Below are 16,876 nucleotides of genomic sequence, written 5' to 3'. Positions count from 1 at the left end.
CACCCCGCTCTGTCTGTTTGATTCGAGCATGATCTTTTCGGAAAAGCGCTGCACACTTTTCCGGATCATGCTCTAGCCACGGATCATTTCAGTGGGATGGTTGACCTTCTCGATCGTGTTGCTCTGTCTCTTGATCTCGGCGTTCTTCGCGGCGAGTGAGACGGCGCTGACCGGCGCCTCGCGCGCCAGCATGCTGCGGCTGTCGAAGCAGGGCAACACCGATGCCGGAGTGGTCTCGAAACTGTTCAACATGCGCGAGCGGATGATCGGCGCGCTGCTGCTCGGCAACAACATTGCCAATATCGGCGCCTCGGCGCTGGCAACGGGCGTGTTCACCGCCTGGTTCGGCGATGTCGGCGTGCTCTATGCCACCGCTGTGATGACTGTAATGGTCGTGGTATTCGCCGAGGTGCTGCCCAAGACCATCGCGATCAACGCGCCCGACCGCATCTCGCTCTTGGTCGCGCGGCCGATGCGGCTGACGATCTTCGTGCTGGGGCCGTTGCTCACCATCATCGAGGCCATCGTGCTGGCGCTGATGAAGCTGCTCGGCATCAAGGTCGGCGCGCATCAGGCGGTGCTGTCGCCGACCGAACGTCTGCGCGGCGCGGTCGATCTCTTGCATCACGAGGGCAAGGTCGAGAAGCAGGACCGCGACATGCTCGGAGGTTTGCTGGACCTCAGCGAGTTGCAGGTCTCCGACGTGATGGTCCATCGCACCGAGATGACCATGGTCAACGCCGACCTGCCGCCCGAGGAGCTGGTGCGCGAGGTGCTGGCCAGCGAATATACCCGCATCCCGCTGTGGCGGGAGAAGCCCGAGAACATCGTCGGTGTGTTGCACGCCAAGGACCTGCTGCGCGCGATCCGCGCCAATGAGGGCGACATGTCCGCGATCGATGCCTCGGCGATCGCGCTGCCGCCCTGGTTCGTGCCGGAGATGCGCCCGGTCTCCGAGCAGTTGAAGGCGTTCCGCCGCCGCAAGACCCACTTCGCCCTCGTGGTCGACGAGTATGGCGAGGTCGAAGGCATGGTGACGCTGGAGGACATCCTGGAGGAGATCGTCGGCGACATCTCCGACGAGCACGACGTCGTCGTCGCCGGTGTCCGCGCCCAGCCGGACGGCTCGGTCGTGGTCGACGGCTCGGTGCCGATCCGCGACCTCAACCGCGCGATGGACTGGCGCCTGCCGGACGAGGAGGCGACCACGGTCGCCGGCCTCGTGATCCACGAGGCGCGCTCGATCCCCGAGCGCGGCCAGAGCTTCACCTTCCACGGCTTCCGTTTCCGCGTGCTCCGCCGCGAGCGCAACCGCATCACCGCGCTGCGCATCACAGCCGTGCCGCGCGAGGCCGAGCTGGAGGAGAAGAAGCCGAAGCGGGCAGGGACAGCGTTCTAGGCGGGCACAGCACACGCAAGCCTCTCTCCGTCACCCTGAGCAGCCGCGCAGCGGCGTCTCGAAGGGTCGACGGCCCGGCTGGTGGCCGTGCATCCTTCGAGGCTCGCTCCGCTCGCACCTCAGAGGGTGTGATTTTTTTGGGGTTTCAGCGAGCATTATAGCCGAAAGCCGGCGCGGTGTGATTCTCTGGCGATGATGGATTCGCGGGAGGTGATGTTGGCTGCCGATGAGTTGTTTGGGGACCTGCCGGAGCAGGCGAAGCCACCAGCCGAAGCGGGCTTGCCCGGCGCTCCGCGGCTGCGTGAGCCCCAGCGCGACCAGATTGCGCTGCGAGCGGTTGATATTGAGAGCCTGATCGGGGAAGACCATCCGGTGCGGCTGATTTGGTCTTATGTCGAAGAGCTTGATCTGAGTGAGTTGGAGGACCGGATCAAGGCTCGCGGCGATCGTCCCGGTCACCCCGCGACCTCGCCCCGGCTTTTGCTGGCGCTGTGGCTCTATGCCGCCAGCGAAGGCGTTGGCAGCGCGCGGGCGTTGGAGCGGCTGTGCGAGAGCCACGATGCCTATCGCTGGCTGTGCGGCGGGGTGTCGGTGAACTATCACCTGCTGGCGGACTTCCGGGTCGGCAACGCCGATCTGCTTGACCGACTGCTCAGTGAGCATCTGGCAGCGTTGGCAAAGGCCGGTCTCGTCGATCTGGAGACCTTGGCGCAGGATGGCATGCGGGTCCGGGCCAGCGCCGGGGCGGCCTCGTTCCGGCGCGAGGCGACGCTGGATAAGCATTTGGCGCAGGCTGAGGCCGTGGTGGAAGACCTCAAGCGCGAGGTCGACACACGCTCGGACGCCAGCAATAAGCGTGCCCGGGCAGCCAAGGAGCGGGCCGCGCGGGAACGCAGCGCGCGGGTGAAGGCGGCGCAGACGGCGCTCGCCGAGATCAAGCAGCAGCGCAAGGAGCGCGAAGAAAGTCGCGGCAACGGCAAGACGCCGAAGGAGCCGCGGGCCTCCACGACGGACGCCTATGCACGGGTCATGAAGATGGCGAACGGCGGCTTCCGCCCCGCCTACAACGTGCAGGTGACGAGCGTGGCCGGGGAGCAGATCGTCGTCGACACCAGAATTTGCAACATCGGATCCGATCGCGGCCTGATGCGCCCCATGCTGGAGCGGCAGCGTGCGCGGCCCGGAGGGTTGCCCAAGGACCATCTCGTCGATGGCGGCTTTGGCAGTGCCGAGGACATCGAATGGGCCTATGCCGAGGGCATCGATATCTTTTGTCCGCCCACTCAATCCAAGCACGGTACCGATCCCTATCTACCGCGGCGCGGCGACGGTCCGGGGGTGTTGGCCTGGCGTGCGCGAATGGCGAGCGAAGAGGGCAAGGCCCGATACAGGTCCCGGTCGATCTGCGAGTGCATCCATGCCCGCTGGCGCAATTGGGACCTGCGGCAATTGACCGTGCGCGGCATCGAAAAGGTCCGTGCCGTCGTGCTCTGGTACGCCCTCGCGAACAGCATCCTGCAAGGCAACCGCCTCTCCAGAGCCTAAACAACGGGTCATCGCCGAACTCGAACTCAAACCTGCCAATTGCTGCGACGAACAGCCGCCAAAAACTCCGCAGGAGCCGAATCCGTCACAAGCTCTCAGGATGACGGTTTGGCGATTGCCCCGGAGGCTACTCGATATCAATCGAGATGCCCGACAGCTTCCACGCGCCGTCGGAGGGGATGAAGCCGAGCTGGTACTTCACCTGCTTGGGCGTGGTGTCGAAATGGCCCTTCAGCCGCAACACGCCCTTGTCGTCGATCTTGGCGTCCTCATCGAGCGTGACCGGCTTGGCGACCACGGCGTCGAACACCGCGTGCTTGTCGACCAGGTCCTTGAAGATGGTCTTCAGCTTGTCCGGCGAAAACTGGTCGCGGAACGGTTTCGATATCTTGGCGTGGAATACGGTGAAGTTGTTGGCGGCCACCGCATCGTTGAGCGACACCAGGATGCTCTTGATCAGCACCTCCTGGACGAACGGGCTCGGCATATCCAGCGCCGAGGCCGGGCGCATCGCACAGATCAGGAGCAGGCCGGCAGCGGTGACGATCGAGCGGAGACGTGGCCAGCAAGGGATCATCAACGGCCCCATAGCATGCGTGGCGACCCGTAGTTTCCCTGCTCGCATCCGGAACAGGTCCATCGCCGGAGGTATCATCCTCATAACGGAAAACCGCTGCTTCGTCTTGCGGCAAGCGCGAGCTAGCGCGGCTTTTCCCCGGGGCCGTGGGCATGGATCGCCAGCGCATGCACCGAGCCGGCGAGTTCCGGCGCCAGCGTCGCATTTATCATGCGATGGCGTTCGATCCGGCTCTTCCCTTCGAAGGCCGGAGACACAATATATACCCTGAAATGCGTCTCCCCGCCTGGCCTGTGGCCGGCGTGGCCTTCATGCAGATGTGACTCATCGGCGACGTCGAGGCTTTCCGGCAAGAAAGCTTCACGCAACTTGTTTATGATAGCGTCTTTGGTGCTCATGGCGGCGGAGTTAGGTTCGCGACGGCTTTTCGTCAATGGTGCTAGCGGGAAACGAGGTCTGCGCAATGTCAAGACTTGAAGATTTGTGCATTGCGTAGTCAAAGAGAACATGCCGATCGATTCATCAAAATTCTTCGACTCCATTCGCATCAAACCGACCAAGGTGAGTGCGAAGCGCCAGGCGCAGGCCGGCGAGCAGGCCGTGACCTGCGAGTGGGCGGGTTGCCAGAACAAGGGTGCGCACCGCGCCCCGAAGGGCCGCGAGAATTCGCGCGAGTATTGGCACTTCTGTCTCGACCACGTCCGCGAATACAACCAGTCCTACAACTTCTTCCAGGGCATGAATCCTGACGACGTCGCGCGCTACCAGAAGGACGCGCTGACCGGTCATCGGCCGACCTGGAAGATGGGCGCCAACAACGGCAAGAAGGAGAGCGGTCTCGATGCCGCCTCCGATCCGTTCCACGTGTTCTCCGAGCTCAACGGCCGCGGCCGTTGGCGGCCCGGCCCGGGCGGCGCGGAGCCCAAGCCCGAGACCCGCAAGGTCATGAACGCCGAGCGCAAGGCACTGATGGTGATGGGGCTCGGTGCCGGCGCGACGCTGGACGACGTCAAGTCGAAGTACAAGGCGCTGGTCAAGCAGCACCACCCCGACGCCAATGGCGGCGACCGCTCCACCGAGGATCGCCTGATCGAGATCATCAAGGCGTATAATTATCTGAAGACCGTGGTGCGCGAGGCGTAAGCCATCACCGTCGCCGCCCCTGTGAGTGGGTGGCTCCGCCGACGTCCAACGGTGCGGTTTTGTAGCCCGGATGAAGCGAAGCGTAATCCGGGCCCCCTCTAACCGCGGTCACACCGCTCCCGGATTTCGCTGCGCTCCATCCGGGCTACGGTTCGCGGTTGGCTCTCAGCCCTTCGGCACCGCCCCGACATAGGACGAACTCGGCCGGATCAGGCGGCCGGTGCGGCGCTGCTCCAGCGCGTGCGCGGTCCAGCCGGCGGCGCGGGCCACCGCGAAGATCGGCGTGAAGGCCTGCCGCGGGATTTCCAGCCCGTCGAGCAGGATCGCGGTGAAGAACTCGACATTGGTCTCGAGCGGCCGCTGCGGATTCTTCTTCCGCAGCGCCTCGCGGATATAGGCCTCGACCTCTGCTGCAAACGGCAGGTCGGCGCCGTTGGCCTCCAGGCGTTCGATCGCGACCTTCAGCACATCGGCGCGCGGGTCGCGCACGCGGTAGACGCGATGGCCGAAGCCCATCAGCCGTTCGCCATGCGCCAGCGCGCCGTCGACCCAGGGCTTGATTCGCTCGCGTGTGCCGATCGCATCCAGCATCTCCAGTACCGGCTCCGGCGCGCCGCCATGCAGCGGGCCGGTCAGCGCGCAATAGCCGCCGGTGATGGCCGCGAACAGATCGGCCTGGGTCGATGCGATCACCCGTGTCGTGAAGGTCGACGCATTCATGCCGTGATCGCAGACCGTGACGAGATAGGCGTCGAGGGCTGTGATCTCGCGCGGCGCGGCCTTGCGGCCCAGCAGCATGTGCAGCGTGTCGGCGGCGTGGCTGACATTCGGATCGGGCGCGATCGGGGCGTGTCCCTTGGCTTGCTGCACCAGCGCACCCGCGATCACCGGGAAGGCGCCGACAATGGTCGCCTCGTGCTCCAGCCCGTTCTCGCCGCGCAGGCCGGCGATCGCGGCACGGAAGCCGTCGACAACAGACATGCCGCGGGTTGCCGGCAGCAGGTCCGGCAGGCGAGCGAATGCGCGTTCGCGGGCGGCGCCGAGACTTGAGCGGACATTGGCCTCGCTCAGCGACTTGCCGGTGGCGCCGTTCCACAGCCGCGCCGTGACGGCCTCGAAGCTCGACGTGCCGGCGAGGCTCGCGACGTGCTCGCCGGCGATGATCAATTCGCCGCGCTCGCCGTCGACATGGCTCAACACGGTCTCGGCGGCCGGAACGCCGTCCAGACCGATCTGGCTCTTGGTGACAATCATGTTCATGACCCGATCTCCTTGCTTCACGCCTCGAAGGTCGGGCCTCTCGACGAGTTGATCAATCTTGATTATATAAATCAATATGAAAAAATCCGCCGAGCTCTACCTCTCCGCCCGCGAGGCCGCCGCCGAGCTCGCGATCTCGCCGGCGACCCTCTACGCCTATGTCAGCCGTGGCCTGATCCGCTCCGAGCCGTCGCCGGATTCGCGCAGCCACCGCTACCGCGCCGAGGACATCAGGGGCCTGAAGGGACGCCGCGTGCCGTCGCCGGAGCCGCGCGGCTTTCGCAATTTCGATGCCGATTTGCCGGTGATGGATTCGGCAATCGCGACCATCACCGAGCAGGGCCCGATCTATCGCGGCGTGAACTGCGTCGATCTTGCCGAGCGGGATACGCTGGAGCACACCGCGACGCTGCTCTGGGATGTCACCGACGTCGATCCGTTTGCCTCGGACAATTGTCCGCATGTCTCGGACGAGATGCGCGCGATCGCTGAGGCCGCGCGGCGCGCCCAGCCGATCGACCGCACGGTCGCGGTGTTGGCGCTGGCGGCAAGTGCCGATCCCGGCGCCTTCACCCGCGCGCCCGACGGCCGCGCCATGGTCGGCGGCCGCATTTTGCGGCTCTTGGTCGCGACCATGCTGAACGCTTCGCCATCGGCCGAGCCGCTGCACCAGCAGGTGGCGCGGGTCTGGACGCCCGACAACAAGCACGCACCGGATCTGATTCGCCGCGCGCTGGTGCTGCTCGCCGATCACGAATTGAATGCCTCGACCTTCACCGCGCGCTGCGCGGCGTCGACCGGACTCAATCTATATGACGCCGTGATCGCAGGTCTCGTTGCGCTGAAGGGGCCGATGCATGGCGGCGCCGGCGTGCTCGCCTCGCGCCTGGTCAGGACGATGATCGACGATGACGTCGCGCCGGTGGTTCGCGAGCGGGTCGCGCTCGGCGAGCGCTTCGCCGGCTTCGGACACGGCGTCTACAAGAAGGGCGATCCGCGCGCGATCTCGCTGCTCGAAGCGCTGACGCGGGCCGGCGCGCCGCGCAAATTCACCAGGGAGGTGCCGGAGCGGATCGCGGAGGCGACTGGCGAATTCGTCAACATCGACTATGCGCTGGCGGTACTGGTGCATGCGCTGCGGATGCCCGCAGGCAGCGAGCTCGCGCTGTTTGCGATGGCCCGCAGTGTCGGCTGGATTGCGCATGCCAGCGAGCAGCTTCAACTCGGCAAGCTGATCAGGCCCCGCGCGCGCTATGTCGGACCGGCACCCGGGCGGGCCGCTTCGATCAATAGTATCTAGAGCATGATCCGGAAAAGTGGAGGCCGGTTTTCCGAGCAGATCATGCTCAAATAAAAGCTATTCTGCCGGCTTGGACGGTTCGATCAGGCCGCCGCCGTGGCGGCGGCGAATGGTCCAGATCGCAAGCGCCAGGATGACCGCGCCGCCCGCGACCGCAAACATCCAGAGATGCTTGCCGACATGTTGATGATGCGGCAGGCCGGCATAGTCGTGCAGCGCAGTGACCGCGAGCACGCCGGGCAGCACATGCGCCGGCGCCCAGAGCAGGATTGCGGGGATGTTGACCGCGTAGAAGCGCTGAGGCGGCATGTCGAGCGCGCCGGCGGTGATCGGCACGAAGGCGCGAATCGGCGGCACGAACCGGGCGAAGAAAACCGCGAGCACCCCCCAGCGGTTGAAGAAGGCTTCGCTCTGCGCGACCACCCGCGGATAGTTGGAGAGCGGCCAGGCGGAGAGGATCTCGCGCTGGCTGCGGTAGCCGATCAGATAGGCGGTGCCGTCGCCGAGCATGGCGCCGCAGGCCGCGGCGGCCAGAACTGGCACCAGCTTCAATTCGCCGCCCGGCACCAGCGCGCTCAGCGCCAGGATGATGGTCGAACCTGGCACCAGCGAGCCGACCACCGGGACAGCTTCCAGCAGGGCGGCCAGAAACAGCGTCAGATAGGCGAGCCAGGCATGGGCCGAGACGAAGGCGATCAGGGGGTCAAGGAATGAAGTCACAAAAATCCCATGCGGCGGTGATAAAACGGCTTCGAGAGCTAACAACTCCCCGCCGGGCTGAAAAGTGCCCGGCCGGGCAGGCCGCCGTGGCGCTGCGGCGAAAGTACGGCGGGATTTGCAGGGCAGCCTTCCAAAAATCGAGTTTCGTTCCTATCTTTATGATAGACCAATGAAACTTTGATTTGCCCGCGGGCTTCTGCCAGCCGTTGCTCTCTGCTAGGCTTGTGCGTAGCACCCCATCCGCAGCCAAATGACCTACAATCTGGTTTCGGGAATGCCCGGGACCTCGGAGGATGAATGACGACCGCCGTCCAGACCAAAGAACAAGAACCCGTCGGCTTGCCCGACATGAAGGTGTCGGTCCGGCAGGTCTTCGGGATCGATAGCGATCTGGAAGTTCCGGCCTATTCGGAAGTCGACCCGCATGTGCCGGAGACCGATCCGGACTATCGCTTCGACCGCGCCACCACGCTCGCGATCCTCGCCGGCTTCGCCAAGAACCGCCGGGTGATGGTCACCGGCTATCACGGCACCGGCAAGTCGACCCACATCGAGCAGGTTGCGGCCCGCCTCAACTGGCCCTGCGTCCGCGTCAACCTCGACAGCCACATCAGCCGTATCGATCTGGTCGGCAAGGACGCCATCGTGGTCAAGGAAGGCAAGCAGGTCACCGAATTCCGTGACGGCATCCTGCCCTGGGCGCTGCAGCACAACATCGCGCTGGTGTTCGACGAATACGACGCCGGCCGCCCGGACGTGATGTTCGTGATCCAGCGCGTGCTGGAAGTCTCGGGCCGCCTGACGCTGCTCGACCAGAACAAGGTGATCAAGCCGCATCCGGCGTTCCGCCTGTTCTCGACCGCCAACACGGTCGGCCTCGGCGACACCTCGGGCCTCTATCACGGCACCCAGCAGATCAACCAGGGCCAGATGGACCGCTGGTCGATCGTCACCACGCTGAACTACCTCGCCCATGACGAGGAGGTGGAGATCGTGCTGGCCAAGGCGAAGCACTATCGCACCCAGGAAGGCCGCGACATCGTCAACAAGATGGTGCGGCTCGCGGATCTCACCCGCAATGCGTTCGCCAACGGCGATTTGTCGACGGTGATGAGCCCGCGCACGGTGATCACCTGGGCCGAGAACGCCGACATCTTCAACGACATCGGCTTCGCGTTCCGCGTCACCTTCCTCAACAAGTGTGACGAGCTGGAGCGGCCGCTGGTCGCCGAGTTCTACCAGCGCTGCTTCAACGTCGAGCTGGCGGAATCCTCGGTCAACGTGGCGCTCAGCTAGTCCATGCCGAACATCTCCGTCGAGCGCACAGTCACACAGACGAAGAAGGCGGTGCTCGGCGGATTGCTCCGCTACAACAACGAGAAGATGGGGAAGCAGAAGTACAAGCGCTTCGCCATCTCGCTGCGGCACGGCGACGAGATCGTCGGCGGCATCGTCGGCGAGGTCTGGACCGCGGTGTTGTTCATCCAGTTGTTCTGGATGGAGCAGAAGTTTCGCAACAAGGGTTTTGGCGCGAAGCTGATCAAGGCGATTGAAGACGAGGCGCGGCGCTTCGGAGCGACGCGATCCTATCTGGATACGATGAGCTTCCAGGCGCCGGGCTTCTACCGCGCCAACGGATATAAAGAGTTCGGTTCGATTGAGGGGTATCCCGGCGGCGTCACGCGCCACTGGTTTACGAAATCGCTATGACAACCTCCAACATCAAATTCCGTCCCGGATCGAAGGAAGCGCCGACCGAGCCGTTCAAGCGCTCGGTGTCGGCGTGCCTGAAGGCGATCGCCAAGAAGCCGGAGCTCGAAGTCTCCTTCGCCGCCGAGCGTCCCGGGCTCGCGCCCGGCAAGGCGCGGCTGCCGGAGCCGGCGCGCAAGATGACCAAGCGCGATGCCGCGATCGTGCGCGGCCACGCCGATTCGATCGCGCTCAAGATCGCCTGTCATGATCCCAAGGTGCATCGCAAGCTGATGCCGGGCAATCCGCAGGCGCGCGGTGTGTTCGAGGCGGTCGAGCAGGCGCGCGTCGAGGCGCTCGGCTCGCGCCGGATGGCGGGTGTCGCCAAGAACCTCACCGCGATGCTCGACGATCATTTCCATCGCGGCAAGTATGACGAGATCACCGACCGCGCCGATGCGCCGCTGTCGGACGCGCTGGCGATGCTGGTGCGCGAGCGCCTCACCGGCTTGGCGCCGCCCGCGGCCGCCAAGAAGATGGTCGATCTCTGGCGTCCGACGCTCGAGGACAAGATCGGCTCGCGGCTCGACAAGCTCAGCCGCTTCGCCGAGGACCAGGCGAGATTCGGCGACCTCGTCCACGATCTCTTGTCGGCGCTCGATCTCGGCGACGATCGCAACATGGATTCCGACGACGACGAGGACCAGGACGAGAACCAGGACGGCGAGAACGATCAGTCCGGCGCCGAGGGCTCGCCCGATTCCGACGCCGCGCAGGAGATGAGCGCCGACCAGGCGCAGACCACCGCGGACGAGATGAGCGAAAGCGCGATGGAGAGCGCGCAGGCCTCGACGTCGGATACGTTCGACGACGGCGAACTCGGCGACGACGAGACGCCTGGCGAGGCGACGCGGCCGAATTCGCGCGGTCAGAACGAGCCGCGCGGTCCGGAATATCATGCATTTGCGCCGAAGTTCGACGAGGTGATCGCGGCCGAGGATCTCTGCGACCACGACGAGCTGGAGCGGCTGCGCTCCTATCTCGACAAGCAGCTCGCGCATCTGCAGGGCATCGTGGCGCGGCTCGCCAACCGTCTGCAGCGCCGCCTGATGGCGCAGCAGAACCGCGCCTGGGATTTCGATCTCGAGGAAGGCATCCTCGATCCGGCGCGGCTGTCGCGCGTCGTCACCGATCCCTATCACCCGCTGTCCTTCATGCATGAGAAGGAGGCGACCTTCCGCGACACCGTGGTGACGCTGCTGCTCGACAACTCAGGCTCGATGCGCGGCCGTCCGATCACCGTTGCCGCCACCTGCGCCGACATCCTGGCGCGCACGCTGGAGCGTTGTGGCGTCAAGGTCGAGATTCTGGGCTTCACCACCCGCGCCTGGAAGGGCGGGCAGTCGCGCGAGGCGTGGCTTGCCGCGGGCAAGCCGGCCAATCCCGGCCGCCTCAACGATCTCAGGCACATCATCTACAAATCGGCCGACGCACCATGGCGTCGTGCGCGGAAGAATCTCGGCCTGATGATGCGCGAAGGCCTGCTCAAGGAGAACATCGACGGCGAGGCGCTCGACTGGGCGCACAAGCGTCTGCTTGCGCGTCCCGAGCAGCGCCGCATCCTGATGATGATCTCCGACGGCGCGCCGGTGGACGATTCCACGCTGTCGGTCAATCCCGGCAATTACCTCGAGCGGCATCTGCGCCACATCATCGAGGAGATCGAGACCCGCTCGCCGGTCGAATTGATCGCGATCGGCATCGGTCATGACGTCACGCGCTACTATCGTCGCGCCGTCACCATCGTCGATGCCGAAGAGCTCGGCGGCGCGATCACCGAAAAGCTCGCCGAGCTGTTCAGCGAGACCCACGGCTCGGCGCCTGCACCGGGCAGCCGGCGCCGCCTGCACTCGTGAGACATGCGCTCACTCCCTAGCCGTCGCCATATCCTGAGAGGTGTGGCGGCGGGGCTGTCGGCCGCCGCGCTGCCGCATCTTGCCTTGGCACAGAGCGCGACCCAGCCGCCGCTGACGCCGGGACCATCAGGCAGGCCGGGCCGGCATCGCGTCGACGAGCCCGTCGCGATCGAAGTCAACGCGCGGCCGTTGCCGTCGTTCGATATCCGCGATCGCGCGCGGGTCAAGTTCGGCGCGCTGGAATATCGCAGCGGTCTTATTCTGACCTCGTCATTCTCCGGCTTCGGCGGCCTCTCCGCGCTGCGGCTCGATGCCAAGGGCGAGCGCTTCATCGCGGTCAGCGACCAGGGGACCTGGTTCACCGGCCGCATCGTCTATCGCGGCCGCGACATGGCCGGGCTGGACGATGTCGAGGCTGCGCCGCTGTTAGGTGCCGACGGCAGGCCGATCACCGCGACTCGTGGCTGGTACGATTCGGAATCGCTCGCGCTCGACGGCTCGTTTGCCTATGTCGGGCTCGAGCGGGTCAACCAGGTGCTGCGCTACGATTTCGCCAAGGGGTTTACCCGCTCGCGCGGCGAGGTGGTGCCGCTGCCGCCGGCGGCGCGCAAGCTTCCCAACAACAAGGGGCTGGAGGCGCTGGTCTTCGTGCCCAAGGCCTTGTCGAAGGCCCAGCCGTTAGCAGGCACGCTGATCGCGTTCTCGGAGCGCGGGCTCGACGCGAGCGGCAATTTGATCGCCTTTCTGGTCGGCGGCAGGACGCCGGGCCAGTTCAGCGTTCGTCGCACCGAGAATTTCGATATCAGCGACGCGGTGTTGCTGCCGTCAGGCGATCTGTTGATCCTGGAGCGGAAATTCTCCTGGCTCGGCGGCGTCGGCATCCGCATCCGCCGCCTCGCGCTGTCCGACATCGCGCCCGGCGCCGTGGTCGACGGACCTGCGATCTTCAACGCCGATCTCGGCAACGAGATCGACAACATGGAAGGCATCGACGCCCATGTCACCGACGAGGGCGAGACCGTGCTGACCATGATCTCCGACGACAATTTCTCGCTGATCCAGCGCAACCTGCTGCTGCAGTTCACGCTGCTGGAGTGAGGTGCCGCGCCTCCAAGGGGCGGCGCTATCGCATTGCTGATCTGCGTCGTAGCCTGCCCGACGTCCCCGACAGTTGGTGATCTCGGCCGCGCCCTCTATCTTAGCCGGGCCCTTTACCCGATCCCGGATGTCCCCGCATGAGCGCCCTGTTTTCCCCGATCGAACTGCGCAGCCTCAAGCTCTCCAATCGCATCATGGTCTCGCCGATGTGTCAGTATTCGGCCGACGATGGCTCCGCCAATGATTGGCACTTCACCCACATCAACATGCTGGCGCTATCGGGCGCCGCGATGTTCTGCATCGAGGCCACCCATGTCGAGGATATCGGGCGGATCACGCCGGGTTGCCTCGGCCTCTATAGCGATGCCAACGAGGCGGCACTGAAGCCGATCCTGGCCTCGGTGCGCAAGCACTCGAAGGCCGCGGTCGCGATGCAGCTCGCGCATGCCGGCCGCAAGGCCTCGAGCCAGCGGCCCTGGGAGGGCGGGCAACTGATCCCGATCGCCGAGGGCGGCTGGCAGACGGTCGGGCCGTCCGCTGTCCCGCACAAGGAGAGCGAGGCGGCGCCGGTGGCGCTCGACGATGCCGGTCTGAAGCGCATTCGCGAGGCCTTTGTCGCGTCGGCGAAGCGCGCCGACCGCCTCGGCATCGACGCGCTCGAATTGCACGGCGCGCACGGTTATCTGCTGCACCAGTTCTTGTCGCCGATCGCCAACAAGCGGACCGACCGCTATGGCGGCTCGCTCGAGAACCGCATGCGCTTCCCGCTGGAAGTGTTCGACGCGGTGCGCGCCGTATTCCCGGATCACAAGCCGATCGGCATGCGGGTGTCGGCGACCGACTGGGTCGAAGGCGCCTGGGACCTCGCGCAGACCATCGAATTTGCAAAGGAATTGAAAAAGCGCGGCGTCGACTGGATGGATGTCTCGTCCGGCGGCGTCTCGCCGCTGCAGAAGATTCCGCTCGGTCCGGGCTACCAGGTGCCGGCGGCACAGGCGGTGAAGGAGGCGACCGGCGTCACCACGATGGCGGTCGGCCTGATCACGGAAGCCAGGCAGGCGGAGGAGATCGTCTCCACCGGCAAGGCCGACATGGTCGCGCTCGCCCGCGGCATGCTCTACGACCCGCGCTGGGGCTGGCATGCCGCTGCCGAGCTCGGCGGCGAGGTGAGCGCGCCGCCGCAATATTGGCGCTCGCAGCCTTCGACGCAGAAGGCGCTGTTCGGCAAGACCACGTTCGGGGCGCGCTAGGATTACTCCCTCGTCATTCCGGGATGGTGCGTCAGCACCAGACCCGGAATCTCGAGATTCCGGGTTCAATGCTGCGCATTGCCCCGGAATGACGATGTGATTCATCTGGCCATTGTCCTGCCGCAGCCGGGGCAGCTACTCTCTGCGCGCGTGCGCAAGACACGCTTCGAACAAAGAGAGGAAACCCATGGAACTCGGATACTTCGCGATGCCGTCGCATCCGCCGGAGTGCGGATTGAAGGAGGGCCACGACTGGGATCTGCAAACGCTGCGCTGGCTCGACGAGCTCGGCTATCAGGAAGCCTGGATCGGCGAGCATCACACCGCGCCGTGGGAGCCGCACCCGTCGCCTGATCTCTTGGTGGCGCAGGCGCTGCTGCAGACCAAGAATCTGCGCATCGGGCCCGGCGGCTTCCTGCTGCCGTATCATCACCCGGCCGAGCTCGCCAACCGCGTCGCGATGCTCGACCATCTCTCGAACGGTCGGCTCAATTTCGGCGTCGCGGCTTCGGGGCTGCCGAGCGACTGGGCGATGTTCAATGTCGACGGCATGTCGGGCCAGAACCGCGACATGACCCGCGAGGCGCTCGAGATCATCCTGAAGATGTGGTCGGAGCCGGGGCCGTGGACCCACAAGGGCAAGTTCTGGACGGTGACCAAGCCGGACACGATGTTCGATTTCCTCAAACCCCACATCAAGCCGTTGCAGGGCCCGCATCCGCCGATCGGCGTTGCGGGGCTATCGAAGAACTCCGACACGCTCAAGCTCGCCGGGGAGCGCGGCTTCATCCCGATGAGTCTCAACCTCAACCCGGCCTATGTCGGCAGCCACTGGGAGTCGGTGGAAGCCGGCGCCGCCAAGACCGGCCGCAAGCCGAGCCGCAAGGACTGGCGGCTGGTGCGCGAGGTGTTCGTGGCCGATACCGATGAGGAGGCCTGGAAGCTCTCGACCGGCGACATGATGGGCCGGATGATGAGCGAGTACTTCCTGCCGCTGCTCGGTCATTTTGGTTTCAAGGATTATCTGAAAGCTTCGCCCGACGTGCCGGACAGCGACGTCACGGTCGAGTATTGCGCCCGCAACAACTGGATCGTCGGCTCGCCCGCGACGGTTACCGAGAAGATCGAGACAATCTACCGGGAGGTCGGCGGTTTCGGCGTGCTGCTGGTGTTCGGCTTCGATTACAAGCACAAGCCCGAGGCCTGGCACAACTCGCTGCGGCTGCTGAAGCACGAGGTGCTGCCGAAGCTGAAGCATCTCGATGCCTCGGTCGGCCGCGCGGCGTAGACCTGAGCGATGCGAGGCAGCGGCAACGCTGCCCCGTGCTTCAGGTTGTGGCGGGCAGTCGGCGTCGCGCACAGATGGAATACGTCGCGCGGTTCGTTACGGTTGCTGCGGCCTGCAGCAACCGCGAAGCGCCGCCTGGTCGCAGTCATGTGAGTGGCGAGCGACTATCGCGATGCTGCGAAAAGGCCTAGCCTGACAGCGGTGCAATTCATTGATGAGGCAGAGCAATGCGCAGCCGCGTCAGAAAATTTGCCCATGTCCTGGAGCGCTTCGGCCTTGCCCTGGCGGGAGCTGCGAGCGGTCTGTTCGTCGCCATCCATGTCGGATCGAGCGTATCGGCGCTGACCTCGCAGGCGTTCCTGCTGATCATGATGCTCGGCGGCGCGATCGGCTTCTATCTCGGCATCGATACACCGCCAAAGCTGTTCCATCCGAAGGATGCCGCATCGACGCGGAAGATCGACGCGGCGGAGCTGCTCGGCGCGATCGGCACGTTCCTGGCGACGATGGTTGCGTTCTTTTCGGTCGGCGTCGTCGTGCTGCGCAGCGAACCGGATATCGGCTGGACCGCAGCCATCATGGCCGGCTGGGTGCTCGGCGTCGCCATGCAGATCGTCGCCGGCACCATCGCGCGGGCGCGCGCGTAGCTAGTCGCCGCGCGATACGCCGAGTCCGGCAAGGTGCGTGTCGACGAACTGCGCAAGGCGCTCGCGCAGCTGCTCCGGCGGCACCGCGACCATGCGCTCCTCGAGGCCCAGTGAGATGATGCCGTGGACCGCTGAGAACATCATCCGCGACAGCAGCGCGACGTCGCTGGAATCGCGATCGGGCAATAGCCGCACCAGCGGTGCATGCATCAGCGCGAAGGCCTCCATCACCATGGTCAGGATATCTTCCGGAAACGGCCGGTCGTCCTCCATCCGGTGCTCGAACAGCGAGCGGAGCAGATTGGCGTGCTCGGTGGCGAAGCCGAGATAGGCGTCGGCGAGCCCGTGCAGCTGGCGCAGCGGATCGTCTGTCGGGACCGCCTTGAGCCGTGCGGTCAGGGCCTGAACGGTCTCCCGGTTCACGGTCAGGATCAGGCCATCGAAGTCGCCGAACTCGTTATAGACGCTGCCGATGGAGCAGCCGGCGGCTTCGGCAACGTCACGAACCTTCAATGATCTCAGACCTTTAGTCGAGATGACCCGGCGCGCGATCTCGATCAGCAGAGTGCGCCGCTGAAGTTTTTTCCGATCCCGCCGCGATTCTTCTTGAACAATGTTCATTTTCGAGCTACTAATTTGAGCGTTGCTCAAGTTGGCATAGGAGGCCACTCAAATGCAGACCCTAGCACTTCAACTGACCACCACCCTTGTCGATGACGCGATCGAGCTCGTGAAGGGCCTTGGCCGCGGCATCCTCGCCCTGGCGATGGCGCCGATCGAGCGGATCGCCCGTGCCTGCGATGTCGCAGGCGTCCTGGAGCAGCGGCGCGCCGACCGGCGCGCGCCGCGCACGGCGATGGCCACCGGTGGTCGTTGCAAGCAGCGCAGCTGCCGCTGGTCGCCGTTCCGCGGCTTGGGTGAACTGACCTGACGGGTCCGGGCCGCAATTGTCGCCGAAACCTCAACAAAGCACTCACCATGTCCCTCGCGAGTCCGTTTCGCCGTCGACCGGCCACAACTCTGGATAAGGTCTCGTACATTTCT

General features: G+C 65.2%; 17 protein-coding genes. 12 read left to right on the top strand and 5 right to left on the bottom strand.

Going from position 1 to position 16,876, the window contains the following annotated elements; genetic code table 11:
• The first annotated feature begins 91 nt into the window (after window positions 1-91).
• Both ACVMB0_RS05985 and ACVMB0_RS05980 read left to right on the top strand, forming a co-directional pair.
• Window positions 92-1,399 (top strand): HlyC/CorC family transporter, encoded by a 1,308-nt coding sequence (locus tag ACVMB0_RS05985; RefSeq protein ID WP_461345612.1) that lies wholly within the window; start codon window positions 92-94, stop codon window positions 1,397-1,399.
• Window positions 1,400-1,612: 213 nt separating this feature from the next.
• Window positions 1,613-2,944: an IS1182 family transposase gene (locus ACVMB0_RS05980; RefSeq protein ID WP_461349605.1), complete on the top strand. Its 1,332-nt coding sequence runs from the start codon at window positions 1,613-1,615 to the stop codon at window positions 2,942-2,944.
• A gap of 127 nt (window positions 2,945-3,071) precedes the next feature.
• On the opposite strand, the gene ACVMB0_RS05975 is transcribed toward ACVMB0_RS05980, so the two are convergent.
• Together ACVMB0_RS05975 and ACVMB0_RS05970 are read right to left on the bottom strand one after the other, a co-directional pair.
• Window positions 3,072-3,521: a hypothetical protein gene (locus tag ACVMB0_RS05975; RefSeq protein WP_461345611.1), complete on the bottom strand. Its 450-nt coding sequence runs from the start codon at window positions 3,519-3,521 to the stop codon at window positions 3,072-3,074.
• Window positions 3,522-3,643: 122 nt separating this feature from the next.
• On the bottom strand, window positions 3,644-3,919 hold the full coding sequence (locus tag ACVMB0_RS05970) for a BolA family protein (protein WP_461345610.1): 276 nt from the start codon (window positions 3,917-3,919) through the stop codon (window positions 3,644-3,646).
• Between the two features lie 109 nt (window positions 3,920-4,028).
• On the opposite strand from ACVMB0_RS05970, the gene ACVMB0_RS05965 reads away from it, so the two are divergent.
• On the top strand, window positions 4,029-4,664 hold the full coding sequence (locus ACVMB0_RS05965) for a J domain-containing protein (RefSeq protein ID WP_456751717.1): 636 nt from the start codon (window positions 4,029-4,031) through the stop codon (window positions 4,662-4,664).
• 165 nt (window positions 4,665-4,829) lie between these two features.
• On the opposite strand, the gene ACVMB0_RS05960 is transcribed toward ACVMB0_RS05965, so the two are convergent.
• Entirely contained in the window at window positions 4,830-5,924 is a 1,095-nt protein-coding gene (locus ACVMB0_RS05960) for a citrate synthase/methylcitrate synthase (RefSeq protein ID WP_461345609.1), read from the bottom strand.
• Window positions 5,925-6,000: 76 nt separating this feature from the next.
• Between ACVMB0_RS05960 and ACVMB0_RS05955 the strand changes: the two genes are divergently transcribed.
• Window positions 6,001-7,224 carry a citrate synthase gene (locus ACVMB0_RS05955; RefSeq protein WP_461345608.1) on the top strand — a complete coding sequence of 408 codons (1,224 nt, stop codon included), beginning with the start codon at window positions 6,001-6,003 and terminating at the stop codon, window positions 7,222-7,224.
• A 57-nt stretch (window positions 7,225-7,281) separates the two neighbouring features.
• Here ACVMB0_RS05955 and ACVMB0_RS05950 read toward each other — a convergent pair whose 3' ends face one another.
• The gene (locus ACVMB0_RS05950) at window positions 7,282-7,944 is read right to left on the bottom strand and encodes a DedA family protein (RefSeq protein ID WP_456751720.1); all 663 of its coding nucleotides are present in this window, start codon (window positions 7,942-7,944) and stop codon (window positions 7,282-7,284) included.
• A gap of 297 nt (window positions 7,945-8,241) precedes the next feature.
• Between ACVMB0_RS05950 and cobS the strand changes: the two genes are divergently transcribed.
• The 7 genes from cobS to ACVMB0_RS05915 all read left to right on the top strand — a co-directional run bounded on the left by cobS (window position 8,242) and on the right by ACVMB0_RS05915 (window position 15,832).
• Window positions 8,242-9,240: a cobaltochelatase subunit CobS gene (gene cobS, locus ACVMB0_RS05945; protein ID WP_456751721.1), complete on the top strand. Its 999-nt coding sequence runs from the start codon at window positions 8,242-8,244 to the stop codon at window positions 9,238-9,240.
• A 3-nt stretch (window positions 9,241-9,243) separates the two neighbouring features.
• On the top strand, window positions 9,244-9,654 hold the full coding sequence (locus tag ACVMB0_RS05940) for a GNAT family N-acetyltransferase (protein ID WP_461345607.1): 411 nt from the start codon (window positions 9,244-9,246) through the stop codon (window positions 9,652-9,654).
• Window positions 9,651-11,549, top strand: coding sequence for a cobaltochelatase subunit CobT (gene cobT / locus ACVMB0_RS05935; protein ID WP_456751723.1), 1,899 nt, complete (start codon window positions 9,651-9,653; stop codon window positions 11,547-11,549). Before ACVMB0_RS05940 ends, cobT begins: the two co-directional genes overlap by 4 nt.
• A gap of 3 nt (window positions 11,550-11,552) precedes the next feature.
• Entirely contained in the window at window positions 11,553-12,647 is a 1,095-nt protein-coding gene (locus ACVMB0_RS05930; protein ID WP_461345606.1) for an esterase-like activity of phytase family protein, read from the top strand.
• Between the two features lie 137 nt (window positions 12,648-12,784).
• Window positions 12,785-13,897 (top strand): NADH:flavin oxidoreductase/NADH oxidase, encoded by a 1,113-nt coding sequence (locus tag ACVMB0_RS05925; protein WP_461345605.1) that lies wholly within the window; start codon window positions 12,785-12,787, stop codon window positions 13,895-13,897.
• A gap of 187 nt (window positions 13,898-14,084) precedes the next feature.
• Window positions 14,085-15,185 (top strand): LLM class flavin-dependent oxidoreductase, encoded by a 1,101-nt coding sequence (locus tag ACVMB0_RS05920; RefSeq protein ID WP_461345604.1) that lies wholly within the window; start codon window positions 14,085-14,087, stop codon window positions 15,183-15,185.
• A 227-nt stretch (window positions 15,186-15,412) separates the two neighbouring features.
• Complete coding sequence (locus tag ACVMB0_RS05915; RefSeq protein WP_456751727.1) at window positions 15,413-15,832, top strand: hypothetical protein; 420 nt, start codon at window positions 15,413-15,415, stop codon at window positions 15,830-15,832.
• Here the strand turns inward: ACVMB0_RS05915 and ACVMB0_RS05910 are convergent, their stop codons facing one another.
• Window positions 15,833-16,453 (bottom strand): TetR/AcrR family transcriptional regulator, encoded by a 621-nt coding sequence (locus ACVMB0_RS05910; RefSeq protein ID WP_461349604.1) that lies wholly within the window; start codon window positions 16,451-16,453, stop codon window positions 15,833-15,835.
• A 52-nt stretch (window positions 16,454-16,505) separates the two neighbouring features.
• Here ACVMB0_RS05910 and ACVMB0_RS05905 point away from each other — a divergent pair, with 52 nt between their 5' ends.
• Window positions 16,506-16,763 carry a hypothetical protein gene (locus ACVMB0_RS05905; protein ID WP_461345603.1) on the top strand — a complete coding sequence of 86 codons (258 nt, stop codon included), beginning with the start codon at window positions 16,506-16,508 and terminating at the stop codon, window positions 16,761-16,763.
• Window positions 16,764-16,876 lie beyond the last annotated feature (113 nt).

This window comes from Bradyrhizobium sp. USDA 4451 (genome assembly GCF_054822585.1).
The sequence above is the reverse complement of the archived record's forward strand: the minus strand, read 5'-3'. Positions and strand labels throughout refer to the sequence as shown.

What these genes read in the sequence shown, in the direction of transcription:
- ACVMB0_RS05980 (WP_461349605.1), top strand. Translation starts at nt 1,613, where the DNA reads ATGTTGGCTGCCGATGAGTTGTTTGGGGACCTGCCGGAGCAGGCGAAG.
- ACVMB0_RS05975 (WP_461345611.1), bottom strand. Translation starts at nt 3,521, where the DNA reads ATGATCCCTTGCTGGCCACGTCTCCGCTCGATCGTCACCGCTGCCGGC.
- ACVMB0_RS05970 (WP_461345610.1), bottom strand. Translation starts at nt 3,919, where the DNA reads ATGAGCACCAAAGACGCTATCATAAACAAGTTGCGTGAAGCTTTCTTG.
- ACVMB0_RS05965 (WP_456751717.1), top strand. Translation starts at nt 4,029, where the DNA reads ATGCCGATCGATTCATCAAAATTCTTCGACTCCATTCGCATCAAACCG.
- ACVMB0_RS05960 (WP_461345609.1), bottom strand. Translation starts at nt 5,924, where the DNA reads ATGAACATGATTGTCACCAAGAGCCAGATCGGTCTGGACGGCGTTCCG.
- ACVMB0_RS05955 (WP_461345608.1), top strand. Translation starts at nt 6,001, where the DNA reads ATGAAAAAATCCGCCGAGCTCTACCTCTCCGCCCGCGAGGCCGCCGCC.
- cobS (WP_456751721.1), top strand. Translation starts at nt 8,242, where the DNA reads ATGACGACCGCCGTCCAGACCAAAGAACAAGAACCCGTCGGCTTGCCC.
- ACVMB0_RS05940 (WP_461345607.1), top strand. Translation starts at nt 9,244, where the DNA reads ATGCCGAACATCTCCGTCGAGCGCACAGTCACACAGACGAAGAAGGCG.
- cobT (WP_456751723.1), top strand. Translation starts at nt 9,651, where the DNA reads ATGACAACCTCCAACATCAAATTCCGTCCCGGATCGAAGGAAGCGCCG.
- ACVMB0_RS05930 (WP_461345606.1), top strand. Translation starts at nt 11,553, where the DNA reads ATGCGCTCACTCCCTAGCCGTCGCCATATCCTGAGAGGTGTGGCGGCG.
- ACVMB0_RS05925 (WP_461345605.1), top strand. Translation starts at nt 12,785, where the DNA reads ATGAGCGCCCTGTTTTCCCCGATCGAACTGCGCAGCCTCAAGCTCTCC.
- ACVMB0_RS05920 (WP_461345604.1), top strand. Translation starts at nt 14,085, where the DNA reads ATGGAACTCGGATACTTCGCGATGCCGTCGCATCCGCCGGAGTGCGGA.
- ACVMB0_RS05915 (WP_456751727.1), top strand. Translation starts at nt 15,413, where the DNA reads ATGCGCAGCCGCGTCAGAAAATTTGCCCATGTCCTGGAGCGCTTCGGC.
- ACVMB0_RS05910 (WP_461349604.1), bottom strand. Translation starts at nt 16,453, where the DNA reads ATGAACATTGTTCAAGAAGAATCGCGGCGGGATCGGAAAAAACTTCAG.
- ACVMB0_RS05905 (WP_461345603.1), top strand. Translation starts at nt 16,506, where the DNA reads ATGCAGACCCTAGCACTTCAACTGACCACCACCCTTGTCGATGACGCG.